Here is a 21201-nt window from a genome sequence, read left to right as displayed (position 1 = left end):
CATGGTGCACGGCGGGCCTTATCCGGCCTCGACCAACTTTGGCGCGACCTCGGTCGGCACCCTGTCGATCCGCCGCTTCCTGCGCCCCGTTTGCTTCCAGAATATCCCGGAGGAAGTCCTCTCAGAGGATATTGCGTAAAAGCAAGACGCACGAGAAGACCAAGAGGACCGGCCTTCGTGGCCGGTTCTGATCATTCACAGGCATCCGTCAGGGAACCACTATGAGCACAGACATGTTAATCCCGGAGTTTCAGTCCATTGTCGGCACCGAGCATATTCTGACCGGCGAACGGGCCACGCGGCGCTATCGGACCGGCTTTCGCTTCGGTCAGGTGCGGGCGCTGACCGTGGTCAGACCGGGAAGTCTTGTTGAATTGTGGCAGGTGTTGAAAGTGGCGGTAGCCGCCGATGTCGCCATCATCGTTCAGGCGGCGAATACCGGGCTGACCGGCGGCTCGACGCCCGCCGGGGAATATGATCGGCCGGTTCTCATCATCAACACTATGCGCCTGTCGCGCATTGACACCATCCGCGGAGCGGAAGAAATCGTAGCCCTGCCCGGCGCGACACTTGATGGTTTAACTCGTCAGTTGAAACCCTTCGGACGCGAACCGCATTCCGTCATCGGTTCGACCAGCATCGGTGCGTCGATCGTGGGCGGCATATGCAACAATTCGGGCGGTTCTCTGGTTCAGCGTGGACCGGCCTATACTGAGCTTGCGCTGTATGCGCAGGTTGCCGAGGACGGTACGCTTAAACTGGTCAATCATCTTGGCATTTCTCTGGGCGAGACCCCGGAAGAGATCCTGCGTCGGCTCGATACAGGGTCTTATGACGAGGGCGACATCGAGGAGGCGGGTGCGCGGCGCGCATCGGACCGGGCGTATCAGGCGCATGTCCGTGATATTCAGGCCGATACGCCAGCCCGCTATAATGGCGACCCGCGCCTTCATTTCGAAGCATCCGGCAGTGCCGGAAAAATCGTGGTTTTTGCGCTTCGGCTGGATACGTTTGCGAAGCAGGACAACACGCGGGTGTTCTACATCGGCACCAATGACCCAAGTGAGCTTACCCAAATCCGGCGGCATATACTGAGCCGCTTTGAAAATCTTCCTATTGCTGGTGAGTATATGCAGCGCGAAGGGTTCGAGCTGGCCGAACGCTACGGCAAGGACGTGTTTTTGCTCATCAAATATTTCGGCACGGATGCGATCCCCAAGGCCTTTGGCCTCAAAAACTGGTTCGACGGGATTACCGAACGGCTTGGGCTGGGGGGCGGCCTCTCCGATCGCTTCATTCAAGCCCTCATGCGGATCACGCCCAAGCATCTTCCCAAACCCATCCGCGACTACAAAGAGACCTATGAACACCATCTCATCATCCGGATGGGCGGCGCAGGGGTGGAAGAGGCCCGGAGCTATCTGAACGCGATCTTTTCGACGGCAAACGGCAATTTCTTTGAATGTTCGGATGCCGTTGGAGATGCGGCGTTTCTACACCGATTTACTTTCGGCGGGGTGCCGGGGCGGTACAAGGCCGCCCATGCGCGGCAGGTCGAAGACATCCTCGCTCTTGACGTGGCGCTGCCGCGCAATACGACGGATTGGCTGCCTGAGTTGCCGGACGACATCAATGCGGATTTCGTGGCGCGTTCTGTCTGCGGACATTTTTTCTGCCATGTCATGCATCAGGAATATCTGGTGCGAAAGGGTGCATCCGTTATGGATATTAAGGCGCGGATGCTGTCGCAGATGGATAAAAAGGGCATCCGCTACCCGGCGGAGCATAACGTAGGTCACCTCTATGAGGCTCCATCCGAGTTGAAACAGTTCTACCGAAGCCTTGATCCGACCAACACGTTCAATCCTGGCATCGGCAAGACCAGTCGACGGAAGAATTGGGCGTGACCGTGCTATTCGGCCATAGACTTCTCCGTAATCCATAGAAGTATTTGCAACATCAGCCGAGAAAATCTTGGTTTCTGGGCCCTGACGCGAAATATCCTCGTGTATTCACATATTGAGGTTTATCAGTTGAGGGGTTGCTATCCAAACATGAGGAACGCCATCGTGGCAGAAGAAAAGCCGCAGAAAAGCCAAACTCTGGTCCGAGGCCTTGACGTTCTGGAAGCCGTTGCTCGTGGGGCAAGTTCGCTGTCTGATATTTCGAAGGATACGGGCATGTCCTACAGTAGCACGCATCGCTTTGCGGTCGTGCTGGCCGAACGCGGCTTTCTACGCACGCCGCGGAACCGGGAATACGAACTTGGGCCGAAGCTGATTGAACTTGGGTTCAAGGCGCGTGGTCAAATGGATATCGTACGCATTGCGCATCCCTTTCTCACGGCTTTAGCCAATGAAGTTGGGGCAACCGTGCATCTCGGCATCCGCAGCGAGTCAGAGGTGGTTTATCTTGACAAGATTCAGGGAAACCGTCCGGTCGAAATTAACTCGCGGATCGGCGGGCGGCGCCCGCTGACCACGACCGGAATTGGGATGGCGCTGATGCTGGATGACGATCTGGCGAGCCTCACGGACGTCTTGCAAAAGAATCGGACATTAGAGCCTCGCGATGAAGACCCTAAAACCTTCCTGACGCGGATGGAGGAATATCGGTCCGGTGGCTATGCTTTGGACCTTGGGGATGACAGCCCGATGATCCGATGTGTCGCAGCACCGCTTCGGGACGATATGGGGCGGATTATTGCGGCAATCAGTGCCTCCAGCGCTGTTGCCTATATGCCTGAAGCGCGGATGGGCGAGTTGATTCCGCATGTGAAAGCCACCGCAGATCGCATCAGCCGTGAGACTGGCTTTTTGCCGCGCTGATCATCGCCGAGCATGCCATGGGGCTTTGTTGTCGCAAAGCTCTCCTTGGAGTGCCCTGTTTGTCACAGACATCAGCCGGGCAGTTTGGCAGACTTGCGCCCGATGTCGTTCATAAATTTTTTGACGGCTAAGCTTAAAGCGTCTCTTCGCAAAACATCGGCCAGCCTTCTTTGGCCAATCAATACACCTGATCAGTTAAATGACCCTGTTGCGCAGCGTGTGAGGGAGGATGTTATAGGTGCGTCGGAAGGCCGTCGTGAAATTCTCTGGCGTCGCATATCCGGCGAGATGCGCTGCCTGCGCGATGCTTGCGCCATCTTCACTCAGCGCGCGGTAGGCATGGGCCAGGCGTTCCTGGCGTAAGAAATCACGGATCGTGAGGCCATAGGCTGTCTTGAATTGACGTTGAAGCGATCGGCGGTTCAGCCCCATTTGGTTTTCGAGATGGTCCATGTCGAGGTGATGGGACAGGCGGTCAAGCAGGTAAAGCCGGGTGCGTTCCGCTGCTGTCGAGGCAGGTGCGTCAAGGCTTTGATTTTGCAACAGAAGGCGCCGCAAAAGCTCTAGTCCGCGCGACATGCGGTAAAGCCCGGTCTGCGCGCCCGAGGTCTGAGGCGGTGGTGCCACGATCTGAGTTGCTAGGTGGATGGTTTCACGGCTGGGATGCCAGTGGCGAAACGTGTTGCCAGCATGTTTCATATCCTGTGGCACGCCGCCCATTTCATCCACCCACCCAAGCGGGGTTGCAATCGCGAGTTTGCGGTATGGGTGACCATAGCTTTCGATATGGCGCAGGGTTGTGTCCTGTCGGATGTTCATCATCAATGCATCCGGATGCTCCTCTGCAGTCAGATCAAAGCACTGATCCCCGATGCTAAAGACATGTCGTCCGCCAAGCAGAATAAGAAGCTGGAACTTTGGTTCCAGGGGTTGTTCTGTGCTGTCTTCGACCCGATTTTTGTCCTGATTGAGTACGCCGATGCGAAACTCTCCGGGGAAGCGGTCTACGCTCATGGTGTTTTTTTCCGTCGCTGATGTCGCTTGCGCAAAGGTCAAAGTCGCTGCGTCCGAGATGGACGAAGTGGACCCTGTTGGGGCAGGATGATATAAAATCCGACAAAATAACTCAAGATAACCCGCGCAGCCACAGCAAGATTGACGACTTGCTCTCGCCAACAAGCAGTTTCAACGGACAGATGTGCAACATGACAAAGATCAAACGGGGCGTTGCCCTGACACTTTCCGCCCTTATGGCCACCACAGCGCTTGTTAATCCGGTGCTCGCACAAGACGCGACAGATCTGGAGCCGATCTTGATCGAGGGGTACAGCGAAGACAGTGACGGCCCGGTTGAGGGGTATGCCGCGGAGGGCAGTTCTTCTGCGACCGGGAGTAATATCGAACTGGTTGAAACCCCGGTGACTGTGAACGTGATCGGCCAAGAGCAGATGGAAGATCAAGGCGCGACCTCCGTGGCCGAAGCCCTGCGCTACACGGCGGGTGTTTCCGCCGAATACCGCGGCAGTTCGAACCTGTCGGACGAGACCCAGTTGCGTGGGTTTGGCGACCGCACCTTTGTGCCGAAATTCCTCGATGGCCTGTCCTTCGGTCGCGGCATCCATGCCCAGCTTGATCCGTTCTACCTTGAGCGCATCGAAGTGGTCAAAGGCCCGAACTCCGTGGCCTATGGTCAGGTGACGCCGGGCGGGCTGATTGCCATGACGTCGAAAAAGCCGACCGATGGTGAAAGCAACCGCGTTGAGGTTGCCGTGGGTTCCGATGAATACATGCGGTTCAGCGGCGATTTTCAGGGCACGCTCGATGACGAGGGCCGTCTGAAATACCGCTTTGTCGGCTCGGCCTGGCAGAAGAACCTGCAAGGCGATTTCGACCAGAACCGTTTCTTCATCGCGCCTTCTTTGGAATGGGCCGTGTCGGATGCGACCAAAGTCACCGTCACAGCGCTCTATCAGAACGAACCCGATGCGGGGAACCGGGGCTTCATGCCCTATTACGGGATCGTAGAGCCGACCGAGGATGGCATCCTCCTGGACGATGATTTCCAATCCTGGGCGCCGGATTACGACAGTGTCGAGCGCGAGACCAAATCCGTGGGCTACGAGATCGAGCATGAGCTTTCCGGTGGCTGGAAACTCGAACACAGCCTGCGCTACACCGAACTTGAGATCAGCCAGACACAGGTCGGCATGTGGGACCCGGTCGAATATGGAACGGATGACAGCGATTTCTATCTCTACCGCTTCCTGTCCGAAGACAGCGCCAAGACCCTCGTGGGCGATGTGAACCTCACAGGTCAGGTGCAAACCGGCGCGCTGACCCACGATCTGAGCTTCGGGGTGGATTATGTGAAAAACGAAGTCGACAGTTCCTATGCGCGCTCCGCGGCCGATCTCTATGTCTTCAGCCTCGTCGATATGAACTATCCGGATGCGGATGACATCGCGGCGATGACGCTCGATGGATACAGCTACACCTCGACGTCCGACCTGACCCAGACCGGTGTCTATGCGCAGGACCGCATCACCTTCGGCGATTGGGCTTTGCTTTTGGGCGGGCGCTATGACTGGAGCGAGGTTGTGGCCACACGAGACGGGTCGAACACGGGCACCTATGAAGACGAAGCCTTCACCGGGCGCGCGGCGCTGAGCTACACCACGGCTTTCGGTCTTGTCCCCTATGTCAGCTATTCGACCTCTTTTGAGCCGGTGACATCGCTGGATGACGATGGTGACGCGAGCTTTGATCCGACCACGGGTGAGCAATGGGAAATCGGCGCAAAATGGCAGTCCTCTGACAAGCGTTTCCTCGTCTCGGCGGCCTATTTTGACATCACGAAAAAGAACATCACCGAAAGCGATCCGGTGACCGATGAAACCGTCCAGATCGGGGAAATCCGCTCCAAAGGCTTCGAGATTGAAGCACGCGGTGAGTTGACCGACCAACTCTCTCTCATTGCCTCCTATTTCAACACCGACGCGACCTATGAGAGCGGCGACGACGAGGGCAATACCTTCTATGCCGTGCCGACCGAACAAGCCGCGCTTTGGGTGAAATACGCCGTCAACGACGCCTTCGACGTCTCGCTGGGTGCTCGGTACACGGGCAAAAGCTATGGCGACAGTGCCAACACCATCGTGGTGCCGTCCTACACGCTGTTTGACGCAGGTTTTGGCCTCGATCTCGGTGAGATTTGGCAATCCGCCGAAGGTGTGAACGCCAACCTGTCGATCCAGAACCTGACCGACGAGCGCTATGTTGCCTCCTGTGTGCGCAGCTATTGCTGGCTGGGGGAAGGTCGCAATTTCCAGGCGAGCATCAGCTATGAATGGTAAGATTTGTGGGGCGCTGCTGATGGCAGCGCTCGCCACTCCTGTATACTGCGAAGATATGACATCTATGAGCTCATCCATGGCGATCCCATTTTCGCAAACCGCTCGGATCGGTTCAGGGGAAAGCAGAGGCTTTCCCCTTTCGGTTTTGCCGGGCAGCTATGTGATCGGCCATTTGAACACTGGCGACAAAACGGTGGACCTGGCGCTGGTCTCGAAAGAAGGGGAGCGGATGCGTTTACTCCTTTCTCAGCATGACGGTAACGGGCAATTTCAGTTCATCATGCCGCAAGATGCTGCCGCGTTACAGTTGCTGAATCTAGAGGGTGAGGCGGTGGACAGCACTTTGACCATCGACAAAGTCTTGCCTCAAGAGGCACTCACGGGGCCAACGCCAGATCCCCTGCTGAGCCCGACGCTGCGGACCCTTGCGGGCGAGATCGCGAGCGGTCTATCGACAGAACAGTTCTGGAAAGAACGCGCCCAAGACGGCACCCCAATGATCGAACCCTCCGACCGTCCCGACCATCAGATCGTGACCTTTCTCTGGCGCGGCGCGAGGAAGAACGCCCGGCTCTGGGGCGCCCCCGCTTCGGATCATATTTGGATGACACGGCTGGCGGAGAGTGACGTCTGGTTCGCCTCCTTTGAAGTGCCCGACAGCTTGCGTCTCACCTATGGTATCGCCCCGGATGTGCCTCAGTTCAAAGGCAGCGCACGCGAAAACCGGGTGGCGCTTTTGGCCACGCTTCAGGCCGATCCGTTGAACCAGCATCCGATCTATCCCGATGCGCCCGACATCTGGTCACAGCGCTCGGAACTGTCCTTGCCCAATGCCCCGGAACAGCCGGGGATGATCGGACCTTTGCCCGACAAACGTGGCTTGATGTCTTCATTTGACTTCACTTCGGATGTTCTGGGCAATACCCGCCGTGTCGACATATATACCCCCTCAGGTTTTGATCCGTCCGATCCGGAAAACGTCGTCCTCGTTTTGTTTGACGGCCCCGCGTATCAGACCCCGCGCGCTCCTGTGCCCGAAATCCTTGATCGGTTGATTGCCTCGGGGCAACTGCCGCCTGTGGTCGCCGTGATGATCGACCCTTTGGACAGTGACGCGCGCGGACGGGAATTGCCGCTGAATCGCGATTTTCTTGCGGTTGTGGCCGATGGCATCCTGCCACGTGTTGCGGAGGATCTCGGGTTTGTTTCTAACGCCGCCCGGACCGTCGTGGCGGGGTCTTCCTATGGTGGGTTGGCGTCTGCCTGGTTCCCTCATGAACGTCCTGATGTTTTCGGCAATGCGATCGTCCTTTCCGGCTCATTCTGGTGGGCGCCCGAGACTTATGACCGCCCCGGAACGCCCTATATGTCTGATCTCTGGATGCAGGATGCGCCGAAGGATGTACGCGTCTGGATGTCGGCGGGGCTCTATGAAGCCGCGCGGCTACCCGGTGAGGTCTCCATTCTTGAGACGAGCCGCCACTTGCGCGATGTCCTGGAGATGGCGGGGGTTGAACTGACCTATCGCGAATATGTCGGAGGGCATGACTATCTGATCTGGCGTGGGGCCTTGGCCGAGGGGCTTATCGATCTGTTCGGAGGCTGATCCGCTGATCTGATCTGGAGACTTTGTGTTCGTTGAGAAGGCTCACGAGGTCTTCCAGCTCAGTGATGAGTTTGATGGGGGCGGAACCTTCGCGTAGACGGAGGGCGTGAATGCGGGCTGTTCCCGGTTTGCAGCACGCAACGCATTAAAGGTCTATATGAACAAACCTTCCTCATGCGTCAGGGAATGGGAACACTCTCGGGAATTCGGGTTTGAAAGGTGAAAGCAGCTTGTTCGAGTGCGTCGCTGTATTTTGATTTCTTCATCAGAATCTCTTCTGTCGTATTTCGAGAAAATTCTACTTTCTCCCCCCTGATTTTCGGGGGGGAGTACCCAGCGACCAATCGTCGATTTCGGTAGCCCGATTGCCAACGATGCTTTGCGGAAGCTCCTATGTTCCGCCGCAGCCAAGAAGCAATGGATATGGCGAAGCTCGACCAACGCGCAGCGTTTACGTATGGCCCAGCTCCAGCTCCAGCGCCGCCGTCGCGCTAATGGCGCGTGCCGCAACCTATGACAGGCCAGAGTGGCTTGCCGCATAGACAATCGGAGCCGAGCATCTTCAGCCGACTTCATTGTCCGCGCCAAGCAGGACCCTATGCGCAGTCGAACAGGTGGTCATAGAAGACCAACTATATGCGATCGTTTCCCGAGCCTTGCGTCCGGGCGGTCAACGGTCCAGCCCACATCCACCTCCTCGGGACACGCGTATCGGGTATCCTCACCGGGCTCAGCATAAAAGTGCCGGAGGTTGTCCCGGCACTTTTACATTTTCTATGAGATTTATACGAAATCTCATCTCGCTCAGAAGTTCAGGGAAACTCCAAAACCAATTTCACGCGGTTCGGCAATCGAGATGGTGCCACTGCTGCTGGCAGAAAGGGCTGCGCGGTTGTCGAAGACGTTGTTGACGTAGGCAAAATACTCGACATTGTCCTGCGGGTGATAGCCGATGCGCATATTGGCAAGGGCATAGCCATCGACGCTCGTATCGGCATCGTTCGTGTCGCTGCTGGAGTAACCATCGACGATCCGCGCATCCCCTTGCAGCGTCCAATTCGGAGTGATGTCCCAAGCGGCAGCCAGTCCGATCGTGTAACCGGGGGCATTGGCAAACTCATTGCCCTCGTATTTATTGCCATCGTAGTCGGTGAATTCCGTCACTTCCGTGCGCATGGCGCCGATATTCCCGGAGAGTGTCAGCACTGAGCTGGCTTGGTAGTCCGCGCTCAACTCGATCCCGTAGGCATGGGCCTTTTCGCCGTTCACGATCATCGAGCCCTGAGAGACTGTGCAATCCGCATCCAGGCAGTTTGCGACCGAGCGCTGGATATTCTTATACTCGGTGTAGAACAGGTTGCCGGTGAGAAGAAGCGCGCCATCGAGCGCATTGCCGCGGACGAAAAGTTCGGTGTTCACGGACTCTTCGGGGTCAAACTCGTAATATTCGCCACCTCGGAAGTTGGTGCCGGAGCCGCCCGGCAGATAGCCTTTGCTGATCGTCGCCCCAAGCGTCCAGTCGGGTGTGACGTCATGGGCAATGGTCAGCGACGGGAGAAGCTCGGTGAACGTGTCGCTGTAATCGAGCGGGTCTGTCACATAGCTGGTGGTCCCGGCAATCTCGATCTTGTCCTGTTGCAGACGCAACCCGCCGGTCAGCGCCCAATCAGTCGCAAATTGCCATGTTGCTTCACCGTAGAGCGCGGTGCTTTCTGTGGTGTAATCGAGATCGGCGCTGCCGAAAGGTGCGCCATAGTAGCTGTTGGCGAACTCCGCATGAGCATCCTCGTTGGAGTAGAACAGCCCGATCACACCGCTCCAGACATCGCCCGCTTCGCCAAAGGTCAGCTTCAGCTCATTGGCAAAGGTCTCATAATCCCGTGTCGCTTCGCCAGAATAGGGGTAGGCGAAAATGAAATCATAGTCGGCCTCGGAATATTGCATCTGGTTCGACAGTTTGATGCCGTTGAAGAAATCATACTCCACATCCAGCACAATCCCGTCAGAAACCACATCCATGTAGTCCTGATATTCTGCGGTGTTCTCAAGCGCATCGGCGTCGGTGACGGACTCGTTGCTGGGCCGGTGCATGTCATTGTGATTATAGGTCAGTTTGACAGAAAGCCCTGAGATGGCGGCTGGTTCCCAAAGCAGCTTTGCGCGCGCCGTCAGGTTTTCGAAATCATAGTCGAAACCGGGTTCGGTGAAATTCGCATTGGTGTAATCGACAAACGTGTCGCGCCCGCTGTAATCCACCGCGATCCGCGCGGCCAGATCGTCGCTGAGCGGACCTGAGGCGGCGAAGGACAGGCGTTTTTTACCGCGGCTGCCGTAAAGCGCCTGAAGCGCATATTCAGGGGTAAAGGTCGGGTCCTTCGTGTTGACGACGATGGCACCCGCAATCGCGTTGGCGCCTTGGGATGTGGTCTGCGGGCCGCGATAGACCTCGACGGAGTCGACATCCCAGGTCGACGCACCACCGGCCCCGAGTTCAACAGCCGTCACATATTGTCCATCAAGGCTCATTGTGGTGCGCGGCAGGGGTTTCGCAAGATAGGCGTTGCCGCCCACAAGCGGCCCGTCGCTGTCCACGCCCCGGATGACTGGCGCACTTGTCGTGCTGGGAATATAGATGTTGGGCAAAGCCTTGATCACTTCGCTGACGGTCTCAGAGGCGGCCTCGTCTTCGAGCTCTTCCTCGCCAACGACGCTGACAGAGCTTGCTGTGTCCTGCAGGCTGCGGTCCGCCAATGCGCCATAAACGATGATTTCGTCCAATAGGATCGGGGATTGATCGCTGTCTTGTGCAAATGCTGCGCTGCTGCCCCAGAAGGAGGGGGCGATCAAAGCGCTTGCAAGCAGAAAGCCGCGGGTTGAAATGTGGATTTTTCTCATGTTTCGTCCGTTTTTTGGTGTCCATATACAGGTGTGAAGACGCAAAAAATGGCCGGGTGATGCATGAACCGCATACCCGTCAGGCGACGTGCGTCAGTCGCCATTTTTCGCGTTGATGCGCGCGAGGAGTGCTGCGCGCGAAATATCGATTAAGTCTGGTTCATACCGTGAGCCCCGTGTCCTGTTTCATCCCCGTGCGCGATGTGACTAAGAGGTGCAAACTAAGATGTATTTCATCTCTGAGATGGCGGGGGCGGGGCCCGTGGCTTTTAGGTTTGCGGCTGATCATCACGCATTTGTCGTTCTGAGGCGCGCGTTCTTCGTGTCAAGAATTCGCCTGAAAAGACGGTGCATGGATGGCAAGTGAAGCCGCTTCTGTCAATTAGTTTTGTATTACTAAACTAATTCATTTGAAACTGTGACAGTTTCAACAGAGGTGGGCATAATCCAGAGAAAACGCGTTCCGCCAAAAAAACTGAGGCATGGGTTTTGGGCCGACGGCAGCGCAAGAGACAGGCGTTCTGCGCGCCTCGCTTTTACGATGCGGAAGATTTAGAGCCGTGACGCTTCGGTTCACATGTCTTTCTGGGTCAGTGCCAGCGCGCCTTTGATCAATGCGGACACTCCAAATCTGTGGAGTGGCTCGATCTCATCAGTCACCGTGGTTTCTTCGAGCGAGGCATCTGCGACCGCGCAGCAATGGAAGGCGACAGAAAACACCAAGGTATTCGCTTGCGCAAATGTGATGCCGAAATGCTCGGCGACGCGCCGTTGATGTGCATAGGTCTTTTCCAGCATCGCGTCGGTGATCCAGCCACGCCGCAGGAGATAGGGGGCGATCCCGGGGTGCGTCTGAACCAGTCGCCACATGCAGAGGGCGAATCTTTGTAGATAGGATTCAATGTCTTGATCCTCAGAGGGATCAGGAAGCTCCCAGTTCATAAAGGAATCTTCGGCGACCAGAGTGCGCAGCTCATCTATATTGCGCACATGTTTATAGAGCGCCATTTGTGTGACACCGATCGCCGTTGCGACGCCGACGAAAGTCAAATCCGGTAGGCCAATGTCCATGCCTGCTTTGGCAATTCTTTCACGGGTTATCGTGCGCGGACGGCCTCGTTTTGCTTTGGGCGCGGTCTCACTCATCGTCACTTTCCTTATACTTGGGCGCAGGTGCGACCTGACGCAGAATAATCATTTTTTCAATATGAACAAACGCGTCATTGAAAAGCGCTTGGCGTGATCTTGATCACGGCTTGCAGTAATAGTTTATGGTATGTATACAAAATAACGCAACATCCTTCGGATGCAGCCAAATCATCACTCAAATTTAGATCAGAGGCAGGCCGCAAATATGTCGGATAAGCACAGGTGTGACGAGGCTGGTGACAATATCGGGACTGAGGGCCGCGGCCCGGCTCGCTCACCAATTGATACATTGCTGTATCCTATCAAAAATCGCCTCCGCATGGCGTCGACGCTTGCCGGGATCGGGCAGGGTCTTATGCTGGTGCCGCTCGCCGGTGTGGCTCTGATCGCGCAGCGGGTTTTGCAGCCCGACGCAGGCGAGGGTTTGGCCCGGATGGAGCCCCTTTGGATTGCGGTGTTGATTGGCGCTTTGGCTCTCGGCATGGCGTTGCTCAGTCTGGCAGAATATCTCGCGCATCTTGCGGACAATCGGCTGACAGATCGGCTGCGCGCGCGTGTCACGGAACATCTGATGCATGTGCCTTTGGGCTGGTTTACCGCGCGGTCTTCGGCGCGTGTCAAACAGGCGCTACAGGACGACATGAACACGATCCACGAATTGAGCGCGCATTATTTCACAACCCGCGCCCGCTGCATCACTGCGATGGCGGCGGCGGGGCTGTTTCTCTTTGTGATGGACTGGCGGCTGGCGCTGATCTGCCTCATGCCCTATCCGCTCTATTATCTGACCTATGGTTCGATCAAGAAATCCATAAGCCCCGAGCGTATGCAGAGTTTCGCCACCGCGCAGGCCGGGATCGTGTCGGCGGTCGGGCATTATGGCCAAGCCATGCCGGTGCTGCGCACCTTTGGCAAAACCGGCGCGGCGCATGACGGCTACACGACGGCCGTGCGTGATTTCCTCACCGCTTTTCTGCAATTCACCCGGCCCCTCGTCGCACCTCTGGCCAATGCGAATGCGATCATTACGCCGGTCTCGGTCCTGTGTGTCGTCATGCTTGCAGGCGGTGTTTTTGTCAGGTTCGGCTGGGCTGAGCCGCTCGACATTCTGCCCTTCGTGCTTGTCACGCCGGGGATCTCTGCGCCGCTTTTGCTTTTGGGTTTCATGACCCACGGACTGGCCCATGCCACGGCGGCGGCGGAGCGCATTCAGGAGGTGTTGGACACTCAGCCCCTTCCCGAACCACCCGCAGACCAGCGGGCGATACCGGACACCAACGTGCTGCGGTTCGAGCAGGTCGGCTACGGTTATGAGGCGGAAGTGCAGACGCTGGCCGACATCGACCTGACGCTCGCGCCGGGTCGGGTGACGGCCATCGTTGGCGCGTCAGGTGCGGGTAAATCGACCATCGCGCGGCTGGCGTTGCGGTTTTTCGATCCCGATACGGGGCGGATCACCCTCGGTGGCGTGGATATGCGCGACATCGGCACTCAAGAACTCTATCGCCGGGTCGGCTTTGTGTTGCAAGAGGTGCAGCTTTTGCATGCGAGCCTGCATGACAATATCGCATTGGGGCGCCCCGGTGCCAGCCGGGCGGAGGTCGAGGCCGTCGCCAGACAGGCGCAGATTCACGACCGTATTCTGGCTCTGCCGAAGGGCTACGACACGATTGTCGGTGAAGGGACGGAGCTGTCGGGCGGCGAGGCCCAGAGGGTCAGCATCGCGCGTGCGCTTCTGCTCGATCCGCCCATTCTGGTGCTCGACGAGGTGAGCTCTGCCATGGATGCGGAGGGCGAACTGGCGCTGCAAAAGGCGCTTTCGCAGCTGACGCAGGGGCGCAGCCTTTTGGTCATCGCGCATCGGCTTGAGACCATCGCGGGCGCAGATCAGATCGTGGTGCTTCATGAAGGTCGGATATGTGAGAGCGGCGCGCATGAAACGCTTTTGGCGCAGGACGGGCGCTATGCCGCGCTCTGGGCGCAAAGTAACGGATTTGACCAGACCCGAGAGACTCAGGCTGCAGCAACAGAGGAGGCCATCCAATGATGCGTTTGTTCCTTGGGCTTTTGGGGGAGGATGTGGTCACCTTCCGACGCTATGCGATGATGGCTCTGGCCTCCGGTGTCCTGAATGCCTTGACCATCGCGTTGACGGTGCCGGGGCTCTCTTATCTTTTGCAAGGCGAGACCGCTGCCGCATGGCCTTGGCTGATGGCCCTGGTGATCTGCGGCCTCGGCTGTTGGATGGCGCGGCGCGTGGTGGAGCGTGCAGGCATTCAGGTCGGGATTGCCGTGCTGGAAGGGATGCGACTGCGCCTTGGAGCGCATGTCGCGCGGCTGCCGGTCGGCTGGTTCAGCGCGCGCACCACGGGCAAGCTGACCCATGCGCTGACCCAAGGTGTGATGGAGGTGGCGCAACTCCCGGCGCATGTCTTCACGCCGGTCTTGAGCGGCCTTGTCGTGCCGCCGGTTCTGGTGCTGGTCTTGTTTGTCCTCGCGCCGGACATAGGGATCGTGACACTTATCGCTCTGCCGGTAATGGGTCTGGCTGCGGCTCTTTCGGCGCGTCTTGGGCAGCGGGCCGATGCCGGTTATCAAAGCGCGGCGGCGGAAACCGGGCAAAGGGCGATCGAATTTGCCCGCACGCAATCCGTTCTGCGCGCTTTCAGCGGCGAGGGCGGCAGTGCCCGCCATCTTGCGGCGGCCTTTGACGAGCAAAGGGACGCAGCGCGCCACCTTATTCGCCTGTCGACCGCTTCCTCGGTGCTGAACGGCTGGATGACACAGGTGCTCTTTGCCGCCGTTCTTGTCATAGTGTTGGCTCAACTCAACACCGGACTGACACCCGATCAAACTCTGTCGCTGATCCTGGCGCTCATTTTGGCGCAGCGTTTCATGGAGCCGATGACCGAGCTGGCAGGATATGGCGAGGCTTTGCGCGCGGCGCGGGGGCATCTTGAGGCCTTACACGAGATCGCAGAGGTTCCGCCTTTGCCTCAGGCTGCGACGCCGCGCAGCCCCGAGGATGCGACGATCCGTTTGGAACATGTCGGATTTCGCTACACGCCAAACAGCGCGTCGGTTCTGGATGGTCTCACGCTCACGGTGCCCGAAGGCAGTATGACCGCCCTCATCGGGGCGTCGGGGTCGGGCAAATCTACCGTCGCCCGGCTGATTGCGCGGTTCTATGACGTTGGAGAGGGGAGGATCGAGATCGGTGGTGTTGACCTGCGTGACATGTCCGAAGAAACCCTCGCGGCGCAGGTGTCGCAGATTTTTCAGGACACATATCTGGTGTCGGGCACCATCGGCGAAAACATCCGTATGGGGCGGGCAGATGCTACCGAGGCCGAGCTTGCGGAGGTGATCGCACAGGCCGGGATCGACGAGATTTTGGCGCGCCTGCCCGAGGGGCTTGAGACCGAGGTCGGCGAAGGTGGCGTGCGTTTGTCCGGTGGCGAGCGTCAGAGGATCACCATCGCGCGCGCGCTCTTGAAAGCGGCCCCGATCCTTTTGGTGGATGAGGCCACGGCCGCGCTCGATGCGGAAAATCAGGCGGTGATTGCCCAAACGCTCCATCACATGCGCGGGAAATGCACGATGGTTGTCATCGCACATCAGTTGAGCACGGTGCAGATGGCCGATCAGATTGCGGTGCTGGAGGGGGGCAAAATCGTCGAATGCGGGACGCCCGCTGATCTGGCCACCCGTTCGGGGCCTTACGCGCGCTTTCTGGCGCAGCGCAAAGAGGCCTCCGGCTGGCGCATCACACCGGCGGGCTAGATCATGGGGCTTGTCCGAACCTGTGCTCTTCCGCTTGGTTTTTTGGTGCTGTGTTGCGTCTCACTCATGGTGGGCGCGAACGGGATAGGTCTGCGCTGGGTGTTTGATCCGTCCCCCGATGCGCTGCTGACCCTCACGGCGAGCCGCCTGCCGCGGCTGATTGCCTTGATCCTCACAGGGAGCGGGTTGGCGATTTGTGGTGTGATCCTGCAGCAAATCCTGCGCAATCGCTTTGCTGAACCGGCGACCATCGGGGGGATGGAGGCGGCAAAGCTTGGCATTCTTGTCGCTCTCACCACGATCCCCACATCCGGGGCGCTTGTGCGTATGGGCTTTGCCATGGTGTTCTGCCTCATGGCGAGCGCGGTCTTCGTCGCGCTTCTGAGCCGCATCCGGTTTCGTGATGCCGTGCTCGTGCCGGTGATCGGGCTGATGTTCGCAGGGGTGCTGAGCGCCTTGGCGGAGTTCTATGCCTTTAGCCGAAATATCCTTCAATCCATGCAGGGCTGGATGATCGGGGATTTTTCGCGCGTTGTGCAGGGTCAGTATGAGTTGATTTACCTGATCCTGCCGGTCGTTGCCGTCACGTACCTGTTTGCGCGTCGTTTTACTGTTCTGGCCATGGGGCAGGATATGTCCGAAAGCCTTGGCCTGCGCTATCGGCCCATGGTCGCTTTGGGATTGGTTCTGGTCTCGGCCACTGTGGCGGCCACAGTGATTACGGCGGGATCCGTGCCCTTCGTGGGGCTTGTGGTGCCCAATGTGGTGGCGCTTTGGCGCGGCGATAACCTTCAGAAAACCTTGCCGCTGGTGGCAATGTCCGGGGCGATCCTGTTGCTTTTGTGCGATATTTTGGGGCGTGTCGTCATCTACCCCTATGAGGTGCCGCTGGGCCTGACCGTTGGCGGTCTTGGCGGCGCGATCTTTTTGGTACTGATCCTGCGGGGAACACGATGAGAGCGGTGCTGTTTTTGTCGCTTCTGATCGGGCTGGCGCTCGTTTACCTCGGTTGGGGCACGGGGTTTCAGCCGGGTTTCCTATTCAATCGCCGCTTGATCCGGGTGGGGGCCATGTTCGTCGCTGGCTCAGGCATCGCCATCTCCGCGATCCTGTTTCAAAGCCTCACACAGAACCGCATTCTGACGCCCGCGATCATGGGGTATGAGGCGGTTTACCTTTTGCTTCAATCGCTTCTGATCCTGTGGCTCGGCAGCGCCAGCCTGCATATGTTGGGCGAGACTGGTAATATGGCCCTGTCGATTGCGGTCATGCTTGGCTGGTCCTTTGGCTTGCAGATGACGCTGTTTCAGGACGGGCAGAACAATGTACATCGGCTTTTGTTGGTGGGGCTGGTGCTCACGCTCATAATCGCCAGCGTCACGCAATTTATCGAATTGCGCATCAGCCCCGGTGAGTTCGCGATTTACCAGAGCTTTGCGGTGATTTCTTTTGATGGCATCTCAAAGCTGCGTCTCGCAGTTGCCGCGGTGTGTACCGTGCTGGTAGGGAGCATTGCTCTGCGCCGCGTCGCGATCTGGGATGTCATGGCTCTGGGGCGCGATCAGGCGCTGTCTCTGGGGCTGGATCACCCGCGCGAGGTGCGGGTGTGCCTGATGCTGATCGCCGTTCTGGTCGCCGCCGCCACAAGTCTGATCGGACCTTCGGCGTTCATGGGCATCTTTATCGCCAATATCGCCTATGCGCTGACCAAAAGCCGCCGTCATCGCGACACGCTGCCGATGGGCTGTGTCATCGCAGTCGGCATGCTGCTTTTGGCGGAAATCACCGTGCAACATGTGTTCGGTTTCGGCACGACAGTGGGCATTCTGATCAACCTGATCTGCGGTGCTTATTTCCTTTTCCTCATCCTCAGACAGCCAAGAGGGCAGGCATGATCACGCTCACCGACATTTCAAAAACCTATGGCGATGCGCCCGTGATCGAGGGGATCTCAGCTACGCTTCCCGAAGGCAAAATGACGGCCATCATCGGACCGAATGGCGCAGGCAAAAGCACCGCTCTGATGATCATGGCACGGCTTTTGACGCCTTCGTCCGGGCAGGCCACGTTGAAGGGCCAGCCTCTCGGAGAGATACCGCCCCGCGATTTTGCCCGACACGTCGCCACCCTGCGCCAGATGCCGGGGCTCGATCTGCGGCTGACGGTTGAGGAGGTCGTGGCCTTCGGGCGGTTCCCCTACAGTCGTGGGCGTTTGACACCTGTGGACCGCGAGGCCATCGACGGGGCGCTCGCCTTTCTGGGCCTGGACGACCTGCGCCAGCGCAACATTGACGCGTTGAGCGGCGGGCAGCGGCAGATGGCCTATCTCGCCATGACCATCGCCCAAGAGACCGAATGTCTGTTGCTCGATGAGCCGTTGAACAATCTCGACATGCATCATGCGGTGCACATCATGCGCGCGCTGCGGCAGCTCTGCGATGACCGGGGGCGCACCGTGGCCGTCGTCATCCACGACATAAACTTTGCGGCCAATTACGCCGATCACATCATTGCGCTGAAGGGCGGGCGTCTCGTGGGCAGCGGGCCTGTCGCGGAGATGGTCACCGAACCTCGCCTGTCCGCGCTTTATTCCCTCGATTTTCAGGTGCTGCGCCATGAGGGCGGGCTTCTGTGCAACTATTTCACCTCCGATCAAAGGACCTGACATGACGTTTTCAATCCCCAAAATCGCACTGGCGGCAACGCTGTTTCTCGTGCCGGCCCTGACCGTAGAGGCCGCTGATTTTCCCCTGACGCTGACGGATCAGATGGGGGAGATCACATTGCAACAAGTGCCGGAGCGGGTCGTGGCCCTTGGCATGAACGATCTCGACTTTCTTGACAGCCTGGGTGTACCGGTCGCGGGGATTCCGAAGGATTTCGTGCCGAATTTCCTGTCGGCCTACGGGGATGACCCGGCAGTGAAAGACATCGGTTTCATCGTCAAACCCAATGTCGAAAAGCTCTATGAGGCGGAGCCGGATCTGGTTCTGATGAGTCCGCTTCAGGCCGAACATTACGCGGATATTTCCTCCTTCGCGCCGGTGCTTTATTTTGAGGTGGACTATCGCGACAGCTCCAAAGGGCACCTTGCGGCGGTTCGGGATCATTTCGAGACGTTGGGCAAAGTGTTCGACAAGGAAGACGTTGCCCGTGCGGGCATTGAAAAGCTGGATGGTCAGGTGAGTGCGCTGAACGCCCAGATGTCTGGCTGTTCGGATAAGGCGCTGATCCTGTTGCACAACAATGGCGCTTTCAGCTCCTTTGGGCAGCAGTCTCGCTATGGGTTCGTGTTCAATGAACTGGGCGTGAAACCCGCCGGAGCGATCGGCGAAACCGGCCTTCATGGTCAGCCGGTCACAAGTGAATTCATCCAGAAATCGAACCCCGATCTGATCTTTGTGATCGACCGCACCGCCGTGATGGAAGGCCGCCCGACTCTGACAAAAGACCAGATCGCCAATCCGCTCCTAGAAGCCACAAAAGCATGGCAGGACGATCGCGTGATCTTTGTCGATCCCGAGGCCTGGTATACAACCGCGGCCGGGCCGACCTCTCTGTCCATCATGATGAAGGAGATCGGCGCAGCGTATGATCATGCGGGGGCATGTTCTCAGACGGATGGGAATGCCACGTTTTAAAGGGCAACGGGTGCGGCTTAAAGCGTTTCTCAAAAAACTTGAGGCACTCAATTTTTGAGAAACGCAGCACTATCAATTCAGTGTGGCAACGTTTTTCGCTCAATCCGATTCAGATTAAACGAAAAACGCTTTAGCTCAAAGCAGTGGCCGCACCTTCTGCCTGCCCGCGCAAGACCACATAGGGCATCTGCGCCACCTGGGTCAGGATTTTATCGGGTTTCGAGAAGGCTTCATAAACATTCTACCGCGGGCAGGGGCCGTCGAACCGGGAGAAGTGGAAATCCGTCGCGCTCTGGCGTTTTGAGATATTCCCGGCCCGGTCCTCCCGGATGAAAAAGAACGGAACGCCGCGTGCTTCGGGGCGTTGCAGCGTTGAAAGGCGGTGGCAGGTGGTTTCGAACCCCACGCCAAAACGTCGCCCGAGGAGTTCGATGTCGTAGTGCAACTCCTCCGCCGCGCCAAGAAAGGCGCGATAGGGCAGGATCAGCGCGCGGCGAAATAGGTCGCGAGATCGATGCGCTGCAAGTTGCGCGCTTCGGCTCCTTCCATTCCGGCGTCCTCGACGAGGCGGTTCAACGTGTCGGATTACTCCAGAAAGGCCAATTGCGTGGCCATCTGAAACGCGCGCTGCCCTGCATTCAGATGGGCTGCAAGATGGAGGGTGCGAGCGCTTTCCGCGAAGCGACGAAGGCTCCGTGCCTGCGCATCGAAGGCGATGCGCAGCCCATGCCTACGAGTATTTTAGGGCAAATATCGTCCTCCTGAAAGACCGACAAAGAAAGGGGTATTCCCGCGACCACATTTTGGTCGCTGAGGACGACACATTGCCCGCTCACTGACAAATCGGCAGGACGCCCGGCGTTTGTTCCGGCAGGGTCCGCCGCCATTGGTTGATCACCGGTTGAAGCGTCTGTTTCGGCCAAAATTTTGGCACACCAATCTCCGACAGGCATTGCGCATTCCAGTAAAGACCGGCCTGTGAGATCGGTTCTCCGCGCCCAACCGCGAGGGCGACGCGGTCGATGTCATCGCCTTCGGGGTAGATATAGAGACTGGTTGGGTTGCCCTCGACCAAAGATACGATCTCGCGCGACACTTCTTCGGACCATGTCGTACAGCCGTTACTACGCCCAGAGGTATAGTCTACCATCTGCCCGTAAGGCACAAAGCCTTCCTTGTCCGCATACGGGCTGTCTGCCTGTTCAAACCGGCACTGCCAGCGCAAAAACGCCGCCTGATGCCCGCCGATCGCACGCTCCCGCGCGTTGCGCGTGTCTCCCTCGCCCTCGAAGACCACGAATGTGCGGTAAAACGGGACACGTTTGCCCGCCTCCGTATAGAACCCTTTGAAGGACGTCCGCGTCTCCGCCGTCAAATAGGCACCGCCTGCGGTCAGTTTCGAGCCCTCGGCATTGCTGAAATTCCGGGCACAGGTCCGTCCGTTGGAAAAATCCGCCCGCGGCAGATTGCGCCCGTTGCCATAGCCCGAAGAGACCGCGCGGAAGGAGTGTCGATCCTCGCAAATGACATAGAACCGCCGACCCGGCGCGCCATCGGAATCGGTGCTGGGCCGGGTCGCGTCCATCGCCAGATAACAGGCATTGCGCGTCTTGCCTTGGCGCATGTTCCTTTGGTGCAACGCCCGCGCCCGCTCAAGAACCACCGGCGCGATCTGCCCCTCGCCTGTGCCGACATGCTTTTGCAACCACGTCGGAATATCCCCGAGCATGGTATTGGCTTGCGCTTGGGAGTACGGGCCACTCAGCGCCGTTAAGAACGCCGCGAAGGAAAGGCAGAGGATGTTTTTCAGCACGGGACAAACCTGTTGTAATCACAAAACTTGCCTTATTCCGTAGCAGATGACTTTCCCTCTCGTAAATCAGCAACCCAACACTCGGGTTTGCCCAACTCGTCTCATCACGACGCTCTCCGCACACGGGGGACAG

16 protein-coding genes are annotated in these 21201 nt (G+C 58.1%); 10 read left to right on the top strand and 6 right to left on the bottom strand.

The features are described 5' to 3' along the window. Positions 1-221: 221 nt before the first annotated feature. On the top strand, positions 222-1907 hold the full coding sequence (gene dld / locus ACYBHZ_RS11920; protein WP_460274499.1) for a D-lactate dehydrogenase: 1686 nt from the start codon (positions 222-224) through the stop codon (positions 1905-1907). A gap of 147 nt (positions 1908-2054) precedes the next feature. After that, positions 2055-2828, top strand: coding sequence for an IclR family transcriptional regulator (locus ACYBHZ_RS11915; RefSeq protein WP_460274506.1), 774 nt, complete (start codon positions 2055-2057; stop codon positions 2826-2828). A gap of 195 nt (positions 2829-3023) precedes the next feature. Here the strand turns inward: ACYBHZ_RS11915 and ACYBHZ_RS11910 are convergent, their stop codons facing one another. Beyond that, positions 3024-3842, bottom strand: coding sequence for a helix-turn-helix transcriptional regulator (locus tag ACYBHZ_RS11910; protein ID WP_460274498.1), 819 nt, complete (start codon positions 3840-3842; stop codon positions 3024-3026). Positions 3843-4033: 191 nt separating this feature from the next. Between ACYBHZ_RS11910 and ACYBHZ_RS11905 the strand changes: the two genes are divergently transcribed. Together ACYBHZ_RS11905 and fes are read left to right on the top strand one after the other, a co-directional pair. Continuing rightward, a complete protein-coding gene (locus tag ACYBHZ_RS11905) occupies positions 4034-6181 on the top strand; it encodes a TonB-dependent siderophore receptor (protein WP_460274497.1) in 2148 nt (715 codons plus the stop codon). 76 nt (positions 6182-6257) lie between these two features. Then, positions 6258-7787, top strand: coding sequence for an enterochelin esterase (fes, locus tag ACYBHZ_RS11900; protein ID WP_460274496.1), 1530 nt, complete (start codon positions 6258-6260; stop codon positions 7785-7787). A gap of 804 nt (positions 7788-8591) precedes the next feature. Here the strand turns inward: fes and ACYBHZ_RS11895 are convergent. Both ACYBHZ_RS11895 and ACYBHZ_RS11890 read right to left on the bottom strand, forming a co-directional pair. Further along, positions 8592-10682: a TonB-dependent receptor gene (locus ACYBHZ_RS11895; protein ID WP_460274495.1), complete on the bottom strand. Its 2091-nt coding sequence runs from the start codon at positions 10680-10682 to the stop codon at positions 8592-8594. Between the two features lie 573 nt (positions 10683-11255). Continuing rightward, positions 11256-11828: a TetR/AcrR family transcriptional regulator gene (locus ACYBHZ_RS11890; RefSeq protein WP_460274494.1), complete on the bottom strand. Its 573-nt coding sequence runs from the start codon at positions 11826-11828 to the stop codon at positions 11256-11258. A gap of 322 nt (positions 11829-12150) precedes the next feature. Between ACYBHZ_RS11890 and ACYBHZ_RS11885 the strand changes: the two genes are divergently transcribed. The 6 genes from ACYBHZ_RS11885 to ACYBHZ_RS11860 are packed head-to-tail and all read left to right on the top strand — an operon-like array spanning position 12151 to position 19255. After that, positions 12151-13878: an ABC transporter ATP-binding protein gene (locus ACYBHZ_RS11885; RefSeq protein ID WP_460274493.1), complete on the top strand. Its 1728-nt coding sequence runs from the start codon at positions 12151-12153 to the stop codon at positions 13876-13878. Further along, positions 13875-15614: an ABC transporter ATP-binding protein gene (locus ACYBHZ_RS11880; RefSeq protein WP_460274492.1), complete on the top strand. Its 1740-nt coding sequence runs from the start codon at positions 13875-13877 to the stop codon at positions 15612-15614. Before ACYBHZ_RS11885 ends, ACYBHZ_RS11880 begins: the two co-directional genes overlap by 4 nt. A gap of 3 nt (positions 15615-15617) precedes the next feature. After that, positions 15618-16571: an ABC transporter permease gene (locus ACYBHZ_RS11875; RefSeq protein WP_460274491.1), complete on the top strand. Its 954-nt coding sequence runs from the start codon at positions 15618-15620 to the stop codon at positions 16569-16571. Next, on the top strand, positions 16568-17509 hold the full coding sequence (locus ACYBHZ_RS11870) for an iron chelate uptake ABC transporter family permease subunit (RefSeq protein WP_460274490.1): 942 nt from the start codon (positions 16568-16570) through the stop codon (positions 17507-17509). The genes ACYBHZ_RS11875 and ACYBHZ_RS11870 overlap by 4 nt, the downstream gene beginning before the upstream one ends. Beyond that, complete coding sequence (locus ACYBHZ_RS11865; RefSeq protein ID WP_460274489.1) at positions 17506-18279, top strand: iron ABC transporter ATP-binding protein; 774 nt, start codon at positions 17506-17508, stop codon at positions 18277-18279. Before ACYBHZ_RS11870 ends, ACYBHZ_RS11865 begins: the two co-directional genes overlap by 4 nt. A 1-nt stretch (position 18280) precedes the next feature. After that, the gene (locus ACYBHZ_RS11860) at positions 18281-19255 is read left to right on the top strand and encodes a siderophore ABC transporter substrate-binding protein (protein ID WP_460274488.1); all 975 of its coding nucleotides are present in this window, start codon (positions 18281-18283) and stop codon (positions 19253-19255) included. Between the two features lie 241 nt (positions 19256-19496). Here the strand turns inward: ACYBHZ_RS11860 and ACYBHZ_RS11855 are convergent, their stop codons facing one another. The 3 genes from ACYBHZ_RS11855 to ACYBHZ_RS11845 all read right to left on the bottom strand — a co-directional run bounded on the left by ACYBHZ_RS11855 (position 19497) and on the right by ACYBHZ_RS11845 (position 21068). Next, a complete protein-coding gene (locus ACYBHZ_RS11855; RefSeq protein ID WP_460274505.1) occupies positions 19497-19841 on the bottom strand; it encodes a short-chain fatty acyl-CoA regulator family protein in 345 nt (114 codons plus the stop codon). Continuing rightward, positions 19841-19972, bottom strand: a complete 132-nt coding sequence (locus ACYBHZ_RS11850; RefSeq protein WP_460274504.1) for an ImmA/IrrE family metallo-endopeptidase — start codon at positions 19970-19972, stop codon at positions 19841-19843. The genes ACYBHZ_RS11855 and ACYBHZ_RS11850 overlap by 1 nt, the downstream gene beginning before the upstream one ends. Before the next feature lie 115 nt (positions 19973-20087). Beyond that, positions 20088-21068 carry a hypothetical protein gene (locus tag ACYBHZ_RS11845; RefSeq protein WP_460274487.1) on the bottom strand — a complete coding sequence of 327 codons (981 nt, stop codon included), beginning with the start codon at positions 21066-21068 and terminating at the stop codon, positions 20088-20090. Positions 21069-21201 lie beyond the last annotated feature (133 nt).

The sequence above is a fragment of the Celeribacter sp. ULVN23_4 genome, assembly GCF_054788345.1.
This window is presented reverse-complemented; position numbering and strand designations above follow the sequence as displayed.

Excerpts from the sequence above, each read along its gene's own strand:
- dld (WP_460274499.1), top strand. The coding sequence starts at position 222 with ATGAGCACAGACATGTTAATCCCGGAGTTTCAGTCCATTGTCGGCACC.
- ACYBHZ_RS11915 (WP_460274506.1), top strand. The coding sequence starts at position 2,055 with ATGAGGAACGCCATCGTGGCAGAAGAAAAGCCGCAGAAAAGCCAAACT.
- ACYBHZ_RS11910 (WP_460274498.1), bottom strand. The coding sequence starts at position 3,842 with ATGAGCGTAGACCGCTTCCCCGGAGAGTTTCGCATCGGCGTACTCAAT.
- ACYBHZ_RS11905 (WP_460274497.1), top strand. The coding sequence starts at position 4,034 with ATGACAAAGATCAAACGGGGCGTTGCCCTGACACTTTCCGCCCTTATG.
- fes (WP_460274496.1), top strand. The coding sequence starts at position 6,258 with ATGGCGATCCCATTTTCGCAAACCGCTCGGATCGGTTCAGGGGAAAGC.
- ACYBHZ_RS11895 (WP_460274495.1), bottom strand. The coding sequence starts at position 10,682 with ATGAGAAAAATCCACATTTCAACCCGCGGCTTTCTGCTTGCAAGCGCT.
- ACYBHZ_RS11890 (WP_460274494.1), bottom strand. The coding sequence starts at position 11,828 with ATGAGTGAGACCGCGCCCAAAGCAAAACGAGGCCGTCCGCGCACGATA.
- ACYBHZ_RS11885 (WP_460274493.1), top strand. The coding sequence starts at position 12,151 with ATGGCGTCGACGCTTGCCGGGATCGGGCAGGGTCTTATGCTGGTGCCG.
- ACYBHZ_RS11880 (WP_460274492.1), top strand. The coding sequence starts at position 13,875 with ATGATGCGTTTGTTCCTTGGGCTTTTGGGGGAGGATGTGGTCACCTTC.
- ACYBHZ_RS11875 (WP_460274491.1), top strand. The coding sequence starts at position 15,618 with ATGGGGCTTGTCCGAACCTGTGCTCTTCCGCTTGGTTTTTTGGTGCTG.
- ACYBHZ_RS11870 (WP_460274490.1), top strand. The coding sequence starts at position 16,568 with ATGAGAGCGGTGCTGTTTTTGTCGCTTCTGATCGGGCTGGCGCTCGTT.
- ACYBHZ_RS11865 (WP_460274489.1), top strand. The coding sequence starts at position 17,506 with ATGATCACGCTCACCGACATTTCAAAAACCTATGGCGATGCGCCCGTG.
- ACYBHZ_RS11860 (WP_460274488.1), top strand. The coding sequence starts at position 18,281 with ATGACGTTTTCAATCCCCAAAATCGCACTGGCGGCAACGCTGTTTCTC.